Origin of the sequence: Amycolatopsis ponsaeliensis, from assembly GCF_030182635.1 — a bacterium.
In the GTDB taxonomy this organism is placed as follows: Bacteria; Actinomycetota; Actinomycetes; order Mycobacteriales; family Pseudonocardiaceae; genus Amycolatopsis; species Amycolatopsis ponsaeliensis.
The window spans coordinates 22,651-37,038 of record NZ_JAPZLD010000006.1 but is presented as its reverse complement, the minus strand read 5'-3'; the positions used below and the strand labels follow the sequence as shown (position 1 = coordinate 37,038).

The following is a 14,388-nucleotide window of genomic DNA, read 5'->3' as shown; positions in this document are numbered from 1 at the left end:
CGGTGGCCGCGTTTAGGCTGGTCGGGTGGACTACACCGAGCACGACACCGCCCGCCTGCTGCCGGAACCGGCCAAGGGCGCGGCGCTGCCCGGCACGCGCGCGGACGGGCGCAGCGCGTTCTCCCGCGACCGGGCCCGCGTGCTGCACTCGGCGGCGCTGCGGCGGCTCGCCGGCAAGACCCAGGTGGTCGGGCCGGGGGAGGGCGCCGAGGTCACCGGCGTCCCGCGCACCCGGCTGACGCACTCCCTGGAAGTCGCGCAGATCGGCCGGGGCATCGCCGAGGAGCTGGGTGCCGACCCGGACCTCGTCGACACCGCGGGGCTGGCGCACGACATCGGGCACCCGCCGTTCGGGCACAACGGCGAGCGCGCGCTCGACGAGGTCGCCACCGCGTGCGGCGGCTTCGAAGGCAACGCGCAAACTTTGCGCATCCTCACCCGGCTGGAGCCGAAGCTGCTCTCCGCCGACGGCGACCCGGTGGGGCTCAACCTGACCCGCGCGTGTCTCGACGCGACCACGAAGTACCCGTGGCCGCGCAAGCCGGGGCAGGTGAAGTACGGCGTGTACGCCGACGACGTCCCGGTGTTCTCCTGGGTCCGCGAAGGGGCGCCGGAAGAGCGGACGTGCCTGGAAGCGCAGATCATGGACTGGGCGGACGACGTCGCGTACTCGGTGCACGACGTCGAGGACGGAGTGCTGGCCGGCCGGATCAAGCTGCGCGTGCTCGCCCACCCGGACGAACGCGCGGCCGTCGCCGAGGCCGCGGCCAAGCACTTCTCGGCGCAGTCGGTGTCCACTTTGGAGGATGCGGCGGCGGAGCTGCTGGCGCTGCCGGTGGTGGCGGCGCTGACGTCGGCCGAGCCGGACGGCTCACCGGGCGCGCAGGTGGCGTTGAAGCGGTTGACGAGCGAGCTGGTCGGCCGCTTCACGACGGCGGCGGTCACGGGCACCCGAGCGGAGTTCGGCGAGGGGCCGCTGGGGCGTTACCGGGCGCGGCTGTGCGTCCCGGAGCAGGTGGCGGCGGAGGTGGCGCTGCTGAAGGCGCTGGCGCTGCGGTACGTGATGAGCGACCGTCGCCGGCTGGCGATGCAGGAGGGGCAGCGCGAGCTGCTGGTGGAGCTGGTCCACGCGCTGGCCCGGCGGGCGCCGGAGTCCCTGGACCCGCTGTTCGCCCCGGCCTGGAAGGCGGCCCGCGACGACGCGGGGTTGCTGCGGGTGGTGATCGACCAGGTCGCTTCCCTCACCGACGCGCAGGCCCACACGTGGTACTCGTGGCACGTAACCCGCCACCACCGCTGACCCGTGCTCGAACGGGCATCACCCGTGATTGGAGGGGCATCACGTGTGATTGGAAAGGCATCACGTGTGATTGCCGAGCCGACACGGCGCCGGGCCCGGGTTAGCACCGTGTCGACCTCCCAATCACGCGAGTCGACCTCCCAATCACGAGTGATGCCCTCCTGATCACGGGTGATTCCCGTCCGATCACGTGAGCCGACGCTCGAGGTACGTGAGTCGACCGTTCGGGTGCGCGAGTCGACCGTCCGGGTACGGGGGGCGGGCTTGGGCGGACGGTGGTTCTGGCATTCGGCGGTGCCTCGCCGCGTGGGGGATTTGTCACCCGTGGGCGGAGTTCCGCGTGGCCGCCCGGCAGGGTGAACCGTTCCGGTAGTCTCGCCCGCATGGCCACGGACAGCCACCTCCGGTTCGCCCTCGCCGTCCACGCGGCCCTCGGTGCCGAGGGCGGGAACTCCTGTTTCTCGCCGTATTCGGTGGCCAGCGCCCTGACCCTGGCCGCTCTGGCCGCCCGGGGGGAGACCCGCGAGGAACTTGTCGCCCTGCTCGGTGATCCCGGGGAGCAGACCGCCCTGCTGCGGGACGCCGCGCAGCTCGTCGAAGAAGCCCGGGGCGAGCAAGCCGAGCTGGCCGTCTCGAACACGCTGTGGGCCGACGACCGGCTGCCGCTCGAAGACTCCTTCAAGGCCGAGCTGGCCGGGTGGCCCGGTGCCGCCGTCGCGAGCGCGCCCTTCGAGAAGGAGCCCGAAGCCGCGCGCGCCCTGATCAACGAGGATGTCGGGCGCACCACGCGCGGCCTCATCCCGCAGCTGCTGCCGCCCGGCTCGATCGACTCGGACGTCGCCGCCGTGCTGGTCAACGCCCTCTACCTCAAAGCCGCGTGGAAGCTGCCCTTCCGCGAGGCGAACACCAGTGACGCGCCGTTCCACGCGCCCTCCGGCACCCGGGACGTTCCGACCATGTGGCTCAGCGAACGCGTCGGCTACGCGCACGCCGCCGGCTGGCAGGCCGTGCAGCTGGTCGCGGCAGGCGGCCTGCAGGCCGTGGTGCTGCTGCCCGACGGTGACCTCGCCGACGCCGAAGCGGCCCTCGACCAGCCGACCCTCACAAGCCTGCTCGACGGCATCGCCTTCAAACCCGTCGAGCTCGCGCTGCCGAAGATCTCGCTGGACGTCCCCAGCACGCTCACCGGCGTGCTGCGCGGCCTCGGCGTCCGCACGATGTTCACCGGCCGGGCCGACCTGAGCGGGCTCTCCCCGGACTCGCGGCTGACCGTGTCCGAGGTACTGCACCAGGCCGTGCTGCGAGTGGACGAACAGGGCTTCGAGGGGGCCGCGGCGACCGCGCTGATCATGCGCCTCACCTCGATGATCATCGACGACCCGGTCACCGTCACGGTCGACCGGCCGTTCCTGCTGCTGGTCCGGCACGCCGGCACCGGAGCCCTCCACTTCCTCGCCAGGGTGGTCGAACCGTGAGCTTGAAGTCCGAAGCCGTCCCCGATCTCGTCCCGCCCGCCCCCGAACCACCCGAAGGCCCGAAGCGCTGGGCGTGGCAGGACTCCGCGATCACCGGCGGGTTCCTGCTCTTCACGATCCTGCTCTACAACGGGCTCTGGTTCGACCTCAAGCGCGGCTACCTCTGGAACGGCGCCGCCGACCAGAGCCAGTGGGAGTGGTATTCGACGGTCGTCGCGAAGGCCGTCCTGCACTTCCAGAACCCGTTCACCACGGACCTCCAGAACTACCCGCACGGCGTCAACATGGCAGCCAACGCGGCGATGTTCGGCCTCAACATCCCGCTCGCGCCGATCACACTGACCTTCGGCGCGACGCTGACGTGGGCGATCGTGCTCACCGCCGGGCTCGCAGGCACCGCAACCGGCTGGTACTGGGTGTTCTCCCGCCACCTGGTGCCGAACCGCACCGCGGCCGCGATCGGCGGCGCCTTCTGCGGCTTCGCCCCGCCGATGATCTCGCACGGCAACGCGCACCCGAACTTCGTCGTGCTGTTCGTGTTGCCGTTCATCGCGCTCAAGACGATCCAGCTCGCCCACGGCGAACGCCCGGTGCGCAACGGGATCGTGCTCGGGCTGCTCGTCGCGTGGCAGATCCTGCTGGGTGAAGAGCCGCTGGCGATCTTCGCGCTGACCTTCCTCGTGTTCGCGATCGCTTACCTGATCCCGCACCGCGCGGAGATCCGCGGCATGCTGGCGCCGCTGGCCAAGGGGATCGGCATCGGCGCGGTCGTCGCGCTGCTGATCGCCGGGTTCCCGCTGTACTGGCAGTTCTTCGGCCCGCAGAGCTTCCACTCGCTGCTGCACGGTTCGGCGGGCAACGACACGGCGGCGTTCACGCGCTTCGCGACGCAGTCGATCGCCGGCGCTCCCGAGGCGGCGGCGGACGTGTCGATGAACCGCACCGAGGAGAACGCGTTCTTCGGCTGGCCGCTGATCGTGCTCATGGTCGTGCTCACGATCTGGCTGTGGCGTGACGTCGTTTCGCGCGCGCTCGCGATCACGATGTACGTGATGGCCGTGCTTTCCCTCGGCATCGAGATCACCGTGGCGCACGACGACACCGGCATCCCCGGCCCGTGGAAGTGGCTGGGCCAGCTGCCGCTGCTGGACTCGCTGCTCGAATCCCGGCTCGCGATGGGCTGCATCCCCGTGGTCGGCGGGCTCCTGGCGATCGCGACGCACCGCGTCTGGACGGCGGCCGCCGAGCAGCCGGAGCCCCTGGACGGCAAGCCACGGTTCCCCCTGCGCATGATCTGGATCGGCGCGGTGGTGGCAGTGCTGCTGCCGATCGCGCCGACGGAGCTGGTGACGCACGAACGCCCGCTCTCACCTCCTTTCTTCGCCGACGGGATCTGGCGCCAGTACATCGCCCCCGGCGGCTCGCTCGTGCCGGTGCCGCTGCCCAGCACCGGCGAGGCCGAGCCGCTGCACTGGCAGGTCGACGCGGGCCTCGGCTACCCGATGCCCGAGGGCTACTTCGTCGGCCCGACCTCACCGGACGACCGCCGCGGCCGCTACGGCGCCGTGCCCCTGCCGACCTCGGACCTGTTCGCCGAGGTGGAGAAGACGGGGCAGGCCGCGGACGTCACCGAAGCCGACCGCACCCAGGCGCTGACCGACCTGCGCGCCTGGAACGCGGACGTGCTGGTGGTCGGCCCCCGCCAGAACCAGGAAGCGCTGAAGTCCACTGTGGAGCTCCTGCTGCGCAAGCCGGCGGAGTTCGTCGGCGGGGTGTGGGTCTGGGACGTGCGCGCCCTGACGCCGTGACCGGCCGCGGTCAGGCCTTGGCCGCGTCCAGCAGGATCGTGGTCAGCTCCTTCGGTCGCGAGAACATCGGCCAGTGCCCGGTGTCCAGCTCCACCAGCTGCCAGCGGTCGCTTTCCAGCAGCTTCGCGACGTCCGGGCTGGGCGTGTCACCGTCGAGCAGGCACTTGAGGTAGGTCGCCGGGATGTCGCCCAGCGGGCGTGAGAGCACCGCGGGTTCGGTGAGCGACGCGGCCGGGTGTGGGGTCGAGCCCTCGACGATCCGGGCGATCTCGGCGTCGGAAAGTCCTTGGCCCGCAAAGTCTTCCGCGGTCAGTGGGGGCCAGAAGCCGCGCTCAGTGAGGGCCGCGACCTGTGCCTCGGACCAGACGGCGGCGAAGGACTCCCCGTCGGCAGGCACGTTCGAGTCGACGAACACCGCGCGTTTCAGCCGGTCGCCGATCCGCTCGGCCGCCTGGCCGACCGGGATGCCGGAGTAGCTGTGCCCGACCACCACGACGTCCCGCAGGTCGCCCTGCGAGACGACGTCGACGATGTCCTGCACGTGCCGCCGCTGCCCAGCCGGCACGTCGCGTTTTTCGGCGACGCCGGACAACGTCACCGCATGCGCGCCGTGGCCCGCTTCGCGCAACCCCGGGACCACGTCGTCCCACGCCCACGAACCGAGCCAAGCGCCTGCCACCAGTACGAATTCAGCCATGCCGGAAACCTAGTGGAGGGGTCCGACAATTTCGGTAGAGTCGGCGCCCGTGACCTCAGTGGACGACCAGGGGCGGACCGAGCCGCCCGTCGACGGCGACGAAGCCGCGATCCTGCTCGGCTTCCTCGACTTCCACCGCGACACCCTGGCTTGGAAGTGCGCCGGGCTGGCCGAGGCGGGCCTGCGCGCGACGCACCCGCCGTCCACCTTGACGCTGGGCGGGCTGCTCAAGCACCTCGCGTACGTGGAGGACTATTGGTTCTCCTGCGTCCTGTTCGACCGCGAGCCCGCCGAGCCGTGGAACACCGTCGACTGGCGCGAAAACCCGGACTGGGACTGGGATTCGGCGGCGGAGGACACTCCGGAGCAGCTCCGCGAGCTCTGGCAGGGGGCGGTGGCGCGCTCCCGGGAGCTGTACGCGGAGGCGTTGACGAACGGCGACCTTTCCCAGGCGTCCAAGCACACGCGGCGAGACGGCACTTCGCCGAGCCTGCGCTGGATCCTGGTGCACATGGTCGAGGAGTACTGCCGCCACAACGGCCACGCCGACCTCATCCGCGAGTCGATCGACGGCAGCACGGGCGAGTGAACCTGCTCGCCGAGCTCCGGGACCGGCTCGGCCCGGACGCCGACCTCGAGACGACGTCGTGGCCGGACGTCTCCGTGGTCGTGCGCGCCGGCGAGCGGTCCGTGGACGTCGTCCCCGCCGCCGGCACGCCGACGTTCTCCATGCAGTTCTGGCGCGAGCGCGCCGTCCACGCGATCGGCGGCGGCGCCGACCTCGACGCGGCGGCGGACGCGGCCCGCGCGTGGCTTGCGGGGGCCATGCCGGCCGTGTTGCGCGAGAGCCGGACCCTCGGCACATGGGTCGACCGCAGTGACGGCATCGAGTTCCGCTGGCAGGTCTCCCACGCCCTCCGGCACCGCGTGCCCCAGCTGGTGCGCGTCAGCCGGGTCATCGAGCTGGCCATGGCGGAACCGCGGCTGCGGGCGCTGTACCCGTTCACCAGCCACGACATGCTCGGATTTCGCCGTGGCCCCTATCCGTCGCGGGCGCTCGGCGTCTGGGTGTCCCCGGAGCGCGACGGGAGTTTCACGGTGCGGTACCCGGAGCGTCAGGATGTCAAGGTCCCCGACGCCGAGGCCGCCGTCGCGGAGGTGCTGAACCGGCTGCCGTGACCGCGGTCAGCCGCGGCGGTGCGCGATCTGGAAGACGTTGCCGAACGGGTCGCGGACCATCGCGCGGCGGTCGCCGTAGGGCATGTTCGCCGGTAGCTCGAGGCTGGTCGCGCCGCAGTCCAGCGCCCTGCGGTACGTCGCGTCCGCGTCGGCCACGTACACGTACAGGAACGCGGGGAACAGCTCGCGCTCGCCTTCGGCCGACACCATGACGAGCGAGCCGCCGATGCGGATCTCCGCCGGCCGGCCGCCTTCGACTTCGCCGGTGGCGCCGAACACCGAACGCAGGAACGCGACGGCGGCGACGAGATCGCTCACCACCATCCGCGGGATCACCGTCTGGGGGCTCATGGCCGCTCACCCAAGCCTGTTCCGGGCGTGATCACAAGTCAGCGCCGCAAGCCGACCAGCTTCACGAGGAACCGGTCGACCTGCTCGACGGCCGGCGGCCACGGCAGGTCGGGTTCGTTGATCCGCTGCGCCAGCATGCCGTTGACGGCGGTCCGCAGGTCGATCGCGACGGTCGTGGCGTCGTCGGCGGGCGCCAGGCCCGCGTCCATGCAGGCCTGGACCGCGGCGATCGTGCGCGCGACCATGACCTCCTTGAACGGCATGCCGAGCCGCCGGTGGACCTTGCTCTCGTGCAGCACCTTGTAGAGCCCGGGGTGCTCGCGCGCCCACGCCGCCTGCGTCAGGATCCGGGCGCGCAACGCGGTCGCCGGGTCCGGGGCTTCGGCGGCCGCGGCGTCCCCGGCGCCGACGAGCTCCTCGTGGCAGCGCTGCATCGCGGCCAGCACGAGCGCGTCGCGGTCCGGGAAGTGCAGGTAGACCGACGTCGCCGCGATCGACACCTCGCGCGCGACGGCCCGCAGCGACAGCGCTTCGTCGTCGGCCAGCTCGTCGAGCATCCGGACGGCGGCCGTGACGATCTCTTCGCGCAGCAGCTCGCCCTGGCCGCGGGCGTTGGGGCGGCGGCGGTTCTCGGTCATGGTCGGCCCAGTGTAGCTGGACACCCATTGCGCTACAGGTGTAGCGTCACTCGCACTACAGCTGTAGCGCTACGAATGTTCACCACACTGAGGGAGCACGATCTTGACCACCACCGAAACGCCGACGAACCTCGACCGGCTGGCCGCGCTCGACCCGGTGTTCGCCCAGATGGTCGGCGCCACCGCGAGGTACGTCCGGGCGATCCCGGAGCTGACCGACCGGGAGAAGACGTTCCTGTGCGTCACGGCCGACGTCTGCCAGGCGAGCCTGGGCATGGCGTTCGTCGCCCACGTCCGGACCGGACTGGCCGCCGGAGTGTCCACTTCGGACATCCGAGAGCTGCTGCGGTTCGTCTCGTACGACTGCGGTTACCACGTTGCGACGGCGGGCATCGAGCGGATCGCCGAGCTGGAAGCGGAACTCGGCATCGTCCCGGCGCGGGCCGAACCACTGGCACCCGAACTGCTGTCGACCGGGCCCGACGCCGCGCCCAGTCCGCTCCCGGAACCGGTGCGCGACCGGCTGAACGAGCTGGACCCGCACTTCGCCGGATACTTCGACCTGCAGTCGCGGATGCGCACCGGCCACGGGCCCGGCACGCTCAGCGAACGCGAGCGCGGCCTCGTCAGCCTCAGCGTCGACGTCCACTACCAAACGCTCGCCGACACGTTCCGCACGCACGTCGGGCGCGCGCGGCGGGGCGGCGCGTCGCCGGAGGATGTGCGGGCCGCGCTGCGGTTCATCGCCCAGTTCGGCGTCACCCGGGCCTGGCACGCCTGGGAAGCCCTGAACGAAATCCTGGGCTAACCGAGGACTTCGCCCGCGAGCCGGCTCAGGTAGCCCGCGAATTGTTCACGGTCTTCGCGGGGCCAGTGACCCACCAGTGCCTCGAACGCCTGACGCTGGTGGGCCTGCGAAGCGGCGAGGAACTCCTTCGCCGCCTCGGTGAGCGTCAGCACCGCGCGGCGCGCGTCCCGGGCCGACGTCGAACGCACCACGAAGCCGTCTCGCCCGGCTTCGGCGACCATCCGGCTGGCCACCGAGCGGTCGATGCCCAGCTGGTGGGCCACGTCGGCGACCGTCACCTCGGCGCTCGCCGAGCTGTCGATCGCCTGGATCACGAACAGGTTCGGCACCGTCCACGCCGGTGGGGCGTCCGCGGCGAAGCGCTCGACGACGTCCGGGGCCCACTGGCGCGCCCAGTGCCGGACCAGCCGGAAGAGGGCCGGTCCGCCGTCCGCGCTTGATGTGTGCATAAGGCACGTTATAACGTGTGCTTTATGCACGCATCTCGGAACCTCGCCTTTGCGGGCCTCCTGCTCGGCATGGCCATGGCCCAGCTCGACGGCCTGATCGTCACCGCGGCCCTGCCCTCGATCGGCGAAGACCTGCACGCCCGCACCGGGCTCGTCGCGGTGACCGCCGCCGGCCTGCTCACCCTCACCGTCGCGACGCCGCTGCACGGCCGGTTCGGCGACCTCCACGGCCGCCGGATCTCGTTCGCCGGCTCGGTTCTCGTGTTCGCCGCGGCCTCGGCGTGGTGCGCCGCCGCGCCCGACCTCGGCTCGCTGATCGTCGCCCGCGCGCTGCAGGGACTGGGCGGGAGCGGCCTGATCGTCACGGCGATGAGCGCGCTCGGCGAGCTGTTCGAGCGCGACGAGCTGCTGCGCCGCCAGGGCTGGCAGGCGGCGGTCTTCGCGGCCGCCACCCTCGGCGGGCCGCCGCTGGGCGGGCTGCTCGCCGCCGGCCCGGGCTGGCGCTGGATCTTCCTGGTCAACCTCCCGCTGTGCGTGCCCGCACTGGTGCTCGGCCTGCGCGGGCTGCCCGCGAAACCCCGTCGCACCCAGGAGAAGTTCGACGCCGGGAGCAGCGTGCTGCTCACCGTCGCGGGCTCCGCGGTCGTCGCGCTCGGCACCTTCGACGCGCTCGCGAAAAGTCCACTGTGGACGCCGATCCTCGTCGGGGCCACCGCCGCGGCGGGAATCCTCTTCGTGCGCCGGCAGCGCCGCACGCCGAACCCGCTGATCTCGCCGAAGGTCTTCGCGGACGCCGTCCTGGCGCGCGCGGTGCTGGTCAACGGACTGGCGGGCGCCGCGCTCTACGGCACCTTCACCTACGTCGCGCTCGTCGCCGCGCTGGCGGCCGGCGCGGCGGGGACCGGTCTGCTGCTCGTCGCGATGACCGCGGGGCAGCTCGCGCTGTCCGCGTCCTTCGCCGCGCTGGCCCGCCGGCACCCGGACATGACGGCGTGGGGCCGGTTCGGCTGCCTGCTCGGCACGGCCGGGCTCGCCGCGATCGCCGTCGCGGCCGCGCTCGGCGGCAGTCCCTGGCTCCTCGCGCCGGGGCTGTTCGCGATCGGCGCGGCCTTCGCGGTCTGCACGTCCGCGTACACCGTCCTGGGGCAGACCCGCGCCCGGCGCGAGCTGATGGGTGTCACGCTGGGCTCGCTGACCTTCGCCCGGCAGGCCGGCGGGCTGGCCGGCGCGGCGGTGTTCGGCTGGTTCGCGCTGGCCACGACCGGCGGGCTCACCGCGGCCGGCCTCACCGTCGTGTTCGGCGCCGCGGCCGCGATCATGCTGGTGGCCTGGCTCACCGCGCCCGCTGTCACGTCTCCTGCCGCGGTCTCGTCCTCGTCGTGACCGCGAACGAAGGAGAACGCAGATGCCTCGCATCCCCGCGAAGAAGACGTCCGAAGCCGGCCCGTTCCTCAAGCTGGTCTACCGGATCGCCGGGCGGCGCTACGGCGCGGTGCCCGAGCCGATGGCCGTCGCCGCGCACCACCCCGGGCTGCTGCGGGCCAACGCCGTGCACGAGCTGATGGTGGAACGGGCCTCGAAGAAGGTGCCGGCGAACGTGCGCGAGCTCGCCGTCTACCGCGTCGCGACCCGGATCGGCTGCTCGTGGTGCGTCGACTTCGGCACGATGCTGCAGAAGCACGACGGCCTGGACATCGAGCGGCTGAAGAAGATCGACGACTACGCGACCTCGCCCGCGTTCAGTGACCGGGAACGGCTCGCGATCGCCTACGCCGACGCGATGTCCGGCGAGCAGGTCGCCGTGACCGACGAGCAGGTCGCCGAGCTCGAGCGCGAGTTCGGCCGCGAAGGCGTCGTCGAGCTGACGTACCAGATCGCGCTGGAGAACTCGCGCGCCCGGATGAACAGCGCGCTCGGCATCGTCGACCAGGGCTTCACTTCCGGCGACGCCTGCCGCGTCCCGCTCCCGTAGTAGGACCCCGGGAATCGGACCCCGGGCGGACGCGCGACGGGGGCCCGCCGCGGGACCGTTCCGGGCATGCACCTCGTCGCCAGTGAACGGATCAAGCTCTTCAGCATCGCCACGCCCTGGGCGTGCGGCGGCTTCGCGATGGTCGCGCTGGCCGCCCCGGCCGCGCTCACCGCCCTGACGGCGACCGAGTCGCGGCTGCCGCCGACCGTCGCGAGCACCCAGTTCGGCCACCAGCTCGGACTGGTCGCGGTCCTGTTGCTGGGGGCACTCGCGGTGACCAGCGAGTACCACACCGGCACGATCCACGGCACCTTCCAGGGCGTGCCCAGCCGGTGGCCCGCGCTGGTCGCGAAGGCCGTGGTCGCCGCCGGGTACGCCTTCGCCATCGGCGAGGCCGCCGCCTTCACGGCCTGGCTGGTCGCGCGGGTCCTCGCCCCGGACGCCGACCTGGCGCTGGACAGCGTCGCGGACTGGACGATCGTCGCCGGCACCGGTCCGGTGTCCGCCCTGGCCGCCGTCTGCGGGGTCGGCGTGGGCCTGCTCGTGCGATACACCGCCGGTGCGGTCGCGCTGCTCGTCGTCTACCCGCTGATGGCGGAGAACGTCGTCACGCTGATCCCCCGGGCAGGACAGGCGATCCACCGGTGGATGCCGCTGAACGCCGTCACGAAGTTTCTCAGCGGGAGCGGGGAAGCCAACGCCGGCCGGGACGGCGGCAACGCCACCGTCCTTTCGGACTCACCCCTGAGCCCGGGCTGGGCCCTGGCCTACTTCGGTGCCATCGCCGTGCTCCTGCTGGCGGCGGGGATCACTCAGGCGCGGCGCCGGGACGTGTGATCCGGGTCAGCTTGTCCGGGTTGACGACGTCGTAGATGGCCACGATCTTGCCGTCGCGGACGCTGACCGACTGCACGTGCTCGTCGAGCGCGAGGAAGCCCTCACGGCCCGGCATCGGCGGCAGGTACATCCCGAGATCGCCGTTGACCAGCACCGGCGAGCCGCGTTCGACCACGCCGGGCGCGTACTTGCGCATGAGGCCGATGAAGAACCGGGCGATCTTGTCCGGGCCCAGGATGAGCTGGCGGGTGGTGCGGCCCTTGCCGTTCGAGTCGCCGATGAGCACGACGTCCGGGGCCAGCAGCTCGGTCATCGCCTGGATGTCGCCCGCCAGGAGCGCGCCGACGAACTTCTCGAGGATCTGGGCCTGGTCGTCGAGCGGGGCGCGCGGCGGCGGGTCGGCGTCGGCGAGTGCCTTGCGGCCCCGGGACGCGTGCTGGCGCGCGGCGTCGACCGAGACGCCGAGCGCGTCGGCGATCTCCGAGAACGGCACCGAGAAGGCGTCGTGCAGCACGAACGCGACGCGCTGCTCCGGGGTCAGCTTGTCGAGCACGACCAGGGCGGCCATCCGCAGGCCGTCGTCGCGGACCGCGATGTCCAGCGGGTCCTCGCTCGCCGGCTGCCCGAACGGCGTGACGACCGGCTCCGGCAGCCACTGGCCGACGTACCGTTCGCGCTGCGCGGCGGCCGACTTGAGCCGGTCGAGACAGATCCGGCCGACGACCGTGGTGAGCCAGCCCCGCAGGTCGCGGATCGCCGCGCGGCCGGCGTCGTCGAGCCCGGCCAGGCGCAGCCAGGACTCCTGGACCGCGTCCTCGGCGTCGGCGCGCGTGCCGGTCAGCCGGTAGGCGACCCCGATCAGGTGACCGCGGTGGGCGGCGAACTCCGCGGCGAGCGTGTCCTGGGCGGTGGGCGTGGAGGCCATGCCCCGAGTGTGCCGCAAACGGCGAGGCTAGAGTGGATGACGTGGCAGGACGGATTCGGGAGAGCGACATCGCGGAGGTGCGCGAGCGGAACCGGATCGACGAGGTCGTCGGGGAGTACGTGGCGCTGCGCCGCGCCGGTGGGGGCAGCCTGAAGGGCCTCTGCCCGTTCCACAACGAGAAGACCCCGTCGTTCAACGTCCGCCCGACGCACGGCACCTTCCACTGCTTCGGCTGTGGCGAGGGCGGCGACGTGATCAAGTTCATCCAGAAGATCGACCTGATCACCTTCGTGGAGGCCGTCGAGCGGCTGGCCGACCGGGTCGGCATCCGGCTCACCTACGAAGGTGGCGGCGCGACGATCCAGCGCGACCGCGGCAGCCGCAGCCGGCTGATCGAGGCGCACCGCGCGGCCCAGGAGTTCTACGCCGAGCAGCTGTCCACTGACGAGGCGCGCGCCGCGCGAGACTTCCTGTCCGAGCGCGGGTTCGATGCCTCCGCGGCGAAGACGTTCGGCTGCGGCTACGCCCCCGGCGGCTGGGACAAGCTGACGAAACACCTGCTCACGCGCGGCTTCGAGGTCAAGGAGCTGCTGACGGCGGGGCTGTCCAAGGAGGGCCAGCGCGGCCCGATGGACCGCTTCCACCGGCGCCTGGTCTGGCCGATCCGCGACGTCGGCAACGAGGTCGTCGGCTTCGGCGCGCGGAGGCTGTTCGACGACGACCGCATCTCGGCGAAGTACCTCAACACCGCCGAGTCGCCGATCTACAAGAAGTCCCAGGTCATGTTCGGCTTGGACCTGGCCAAGCGCGAGATCGCGAAGAAGCACCAGGTCGTCGTGGTCGAGGGCTACACCGACGTGATGGCGATGCACGCGGCGGGCGTCCCGACGGCGGTCGCGTCGTCGGGCACGGCGTTCGGCGAGGACCACATGAAGGTGCTACGCCGGCTGATGATGGACGACGACGCCTTCCGCGGCGAAGTGATCTTCACCTTCGACGGCGACGAAGCGGGCCAGAAGGCCGCTTTGAAAGCCTTCGAAGGCGACCAGACGTTCGCCGGTCAGACCTACATCGCGGTCGCGCCGGACGGCATGGACCCCTGCGAGCTGCGCCTGGCCAAGGGCGACAGCGCGGTGAAGGACCTGGTCGCGCGCCGGACCCCGCTGTTCGAGTTCGTCATCCGGAGCACGCTCAAGAACTACGACCTCGACTCGGTCGACGGCCAGGTCTCGGCGCTGCAGAAGACCGTGCCGATGGTCGCGTCGATCAAGGACCGCGCGGCCCGCGACGGCTACGCGTCGAAGCTCGCCTGGTGGGTCGGCTGGCAGGACGTCGCCCAGGTGGTCAACCGGGTCCGCGGCAGCGCGGGCGCGACCGACCGGCGCGGGGGCGCACCCCTCAAGCAGCCGGCGCGCGTGGGTGCCCCGGCGGAGGCTCCGCCGGCCCAGGACGTCGCCCGGCCGGCGCCGAAGGACCCGCGGTTCGCCGTCCAGCGCGAGGCGCTGAAGGCCGCACTGCAGCAGCCGGCGATCGCCGGGCCCGAGTACGACGCGCTGCCGCTGGAGGCGTTCACGCACCCGGTGTACGTCGCGGTGCACGACGCCGTGCTCAAGGCGGGCGGCGCGGGTTCGGGCCTGACCGGCCCGGCGCTGCTGGACGCGGCGGCCCCGCACTGTCCGGAAGGGACGGTCCGGCGCGTGCTGTCCGAGCTGGCCGTGGAACCGTTGCAGGCCAAGGACGAAGTCGACTCGCGGTACATCTCGTCGATCCTCGCCCGGCTGCAGGAGGGGCTCGTCGGCCGGCAGATCGCGGAGATCAAGGGCAAGCTGCAACGGCTCTCGCCGGTCGAAGCGCCGGACGACTACCGCGCGCTGTTCGGCGACCTCGTCGCGCTGGAGCAGTACAAGAAGTCGCTCGGCGAGCAGGCGGCCGCCGGCGCGTGGGGCTGA

The 14,388-nt window shown here is 72.0% G+C and carries 15 protein-coding genes; 10 read left to right on the top strand and 5 right to left on the bottom strand.

Going from position 1 to position 14,388, the window contains the following annotated elements:
• Positions 1-25: 25 nt before the first annotated feature.
• The 3 genes from QQ657_RS10925 to QQ657_RS10915 all read left to right on the top strand — a co-directional run bounded on the left by QQ657_RS10925 (position 26) and on the right by QQ657_RS10915 (position 4,583).
• Entirely contained in the window at positions 26-1,300 is a 1,275-nt protein-coding gene (locus tag QQ657_RS10925) for a deoxyguanosinetriphosphate triphosphohydrolase (RefSeq protein WP_284741952.1), read from the top strand.
• A gap of 383 nt (positions 1,301-1,683) precedes the next feature.
• On the top strand, positions 1,684-2,775 hold the full coding sequence (locus QQ657_RS10920) for a serpin family protein (protein ID WP_284741951.1): 1,092 nt from the start codon (positions 1,684-1,686) through the stop codon (positions 2,773-2,775).
• Positions 2,772-4,583 carry a glycosyl transferase gene (locus QQ657_RS10915; RefSeq protein ID WP_284741950.1) on the top strand — a complete coding sequence of 604 codons (1,812 nt, stop codon included), beginning with the start codon at positions 2,772-2,774 and terminating at the stop codon, positions 4,581-4,583. The genes QQ657_RS10920 and QQ657_RS10915 overlap by 4 nt, the downstream gene beginning before the upstream one ends.
• A gap of 10 nt (positions 4,584-4,593) precedes the next feature.
• Here the strand turns inward: QQ657_RS10915 and QQ657_RS10910 are convergent, their stop codons facing one another.
• Positions 4,594-5,280 (bottom strand): alpha/beta fold hydrolase, encoded by a 687-nt coding sequence (locus QQ657_RS10910; protein WP_284741949.1) that lies wholly within the window; start codon positions 5,278-5,280, stop codon positions 4,594-4,596.
• Positions 5,281-5,329: 49 nt separating this feature from the next.
• Here QQ657_RS10910 and QQ657_RS10905 point away from each other — a divergent pair, with 49 nt between their 5' ends.
• Positions 5,330-5,869: a DinB family protein gene (locus QQ657_RS10905; protein ID WP_284741948.1), complete on the top strand. Its 540-nt coding sequence runs from the start codon at positions 5,330-5,332 to the stop codon at positions 5,867-5,869.
• Positions 5,866-6,459 carry a DUF6193 family natural product biosynthesis protein gene (locus QQ657_RS10900; RefSeq protein WP_284741947.1) on the top strand — a complete coding sequence of 198 codons (594 nt, stop codon included), beginning with the start codon at positions 5,866-5,868 and terminating at the stop codon, positions 6,457-6,459. The genes QQ657_RS10905 and QQ657_RS10900 overlap by 4 nt, the downstream gene beginning before the upstream one ends.
• A 6-nt stretch (positions 6,460-6,465) precedes the next feature.
• Here QQ657_RS10900 and QQ657_RS10895 read toward each other — a convergent pair whose 3' ends face one another.
• Positions 6,466-6,810, bottom strand: a complete 345-nt coding sequence (locus QQ657_RS10895) for a VOC family protein (protein WP_284741946.1) — start codon at positions 6,808-6,810, stop codon at positions 6,466-6,468.
• A gap of 38 nt (positions 6,811-6,848) precedes the next feature.
• Entirely contained in the window at positions 6,849-7,448 is a 600-nt protein-coding gene (locus QQ657_RS10890; protein ID WP_284741945.1) for a TetR/AcrR family transcriptional regulator, read from the bottom strand.
• Between the two features lie 103 nt (positions 7,449-7,551).
• On the opposite strand from QQ657_RS10890, the gene QQ657_RS10885 reads away from it, so the two are divergent.
• Complete coding sequence (locus tag QQ657_RS10885) at positions 7,552-8,256, top strand: carboxymuconolactone decarboxylase family protein (protein WP_284741944.1); 705 nt, start codon at positions 7,552-7,554, stop codon at positions 8,254-8,256.
• Here QQ657_RS10885 and QQ657_RS10880 read toward each other — a convergent pair.
• The gene (locus QQ657_RS10880) at positions 8,253-8,705 is read right to left on the bottom strand and encodes a MarR family winged helix-turn-helix transcriptional regulator (protein WP_284741943.1); all 453 of its coding nucleotides are present in this window, start codon (positions 8,703-8,705) and stop codon (positions 8,253-8,255) included. The two genes, QQ657_RS10885 and QQ657_RS10880, sit on opposite strands and share 4 nt — an antisense overlap.
• A 24-nt stretch (positions 8,706-8,729) precedes the next feature.
• Between QQ657_RS10880 and QQ657_RS10875 the strand changes: the two genes are divergently transcribed.
• From QQ657_RS10875 to QQ657_RS10865, 3 genes are all read left to right on the top strand, one after another.
• Positions 8,730-10,088 (top strand): MFS transporter, encoded by a 1,359-nt coding sequence (locus QQ657_RS10875; protein ID WP_284741942.1) that lies wholly within the window; start codon positions 8,730-8,732, stop codon positions 10,086-10,088.
• Between the two features lie 22 nt (positions 10,089-10,110).
• Positions 10,111-10,677 (top strand): carboxymuconolactone decarboxylase family protein, encoded by a 567-nt coding sequence (locus QQ657_RS10870; protein WP_284741941.1) that lies wholly within the window; start codon positions 10,111-10,113, stop codon positions 10,675-10,677.
• A gap of 66 nt (positions 10,678-10,743) precedes the next feature.
• The gene (locus QQ657_RS10865; protein ID WP_284741940.1) at positions 10,744-11,514 is read left to right on the top strand and encodes a hypothetical protein; all 771 of its coding nucleotides are present in this window, start codon (positions 10,744-10,746) and stop codon (positions 11,512-11,514) included.
• On the opposite strand, the gene QQ657_RS10860 is transcribed toward QQ657_RS10865, so the two are convergent.
• The gene (locus QQ657_RS10860; protein WP_284741939.1) at positions 11,486-12,439 is read right to left on the bottom strand and encodes a sigma-70 family RNA polymerase sigma factor; all 954 of its coding nucleotides are present in this window, start codon (positions 12,437-12,439) and stop codon (positions 11,486-11,488) included. The two genes, QQ657_RS10865 and QQ657_RS10860, sit on opposite strands and share 29 nt — an antisense overlap.
• 32 nt (positions 12,440-12,471) lie before the next feature.
• Between QQ657_RS10860 and dnaG the strand changes: the two genes are divergently transcribed.
• Entirely contained in the window at positions 12,472-14,388 is a 1,917-nt protein-coding gene (gene dnaG, locus QQ657_RS10855) for a DNA primase (protein ID WP_284741938.1), read from the top strand.

Bases quoted from the DNA above. Each gene is read 5' to 3' on its own strand.
- QQ657_RS10920 (WP_284741951.1), top strand. From the start codon at position 1,684: ATGGCCACGGACAGCCACCTCCGGTTCGCCCTCGCCGTCCACGCGGCC.
- QQ657_RS10910 (WP_284741949.1), bottom strand. From the start codon at position 5,280: ATGGCTGAATTCGTACTGGTGGCAGGCGCTTGGCTCGGTTCGTGGGCG.
- QQ657_RS10895 (WP_284741946.1), bottom strand. From the start codon at position 6,810: ATGAGCCCCCAGACGGTGATCCCGCGGATGGTGGTGAGCGATCTCGTC.
- QQ657_RS10890 (WP_284741945.1), bottom strand. From the start codon at position 7,448: ATGACCGAGAACCGCCGCCGCCCCAACGCCCGCGGCCAGGGCGAGCTG.
- QQ657_RS10880 (WP_284741943.1), bottom strand. From the start codon at position 8,705: ATGCACACATCAAGCGCGGACGGCGGACCGGCCCTCTTCCGGCTGGTC.
- QQ657_RS10875 (WP_284741942.1), top strand. From the start codon at position 8,730: ATGCACGCATCTCGGAACCTCGCCTTTGCGGGCCTCCTGCTCGGCATG.
- QQ657_RS10870 (WP_284741941.1), top strand. From the start codon at position 10,111: ATGCCTCGCATCCCCGCGAAGAAGACGTCCGAAGCCGGCCCGTTCCTC.
- QQ657_RS10865 (WP_284741940.1), top strand. From the start codon at position 10,744: ATGCACCTCGTCGCCAGTGAACGGATCAAGCTCTTCAGCATCGCCACG.
- QQ657_RS10860 (WP_284741939.1), bottom strand. From the start codon at position 12,439: ATGGCCTCCACGCCCACCGCCCAGGACACGCTCGCCGCGGAGTTCGCC.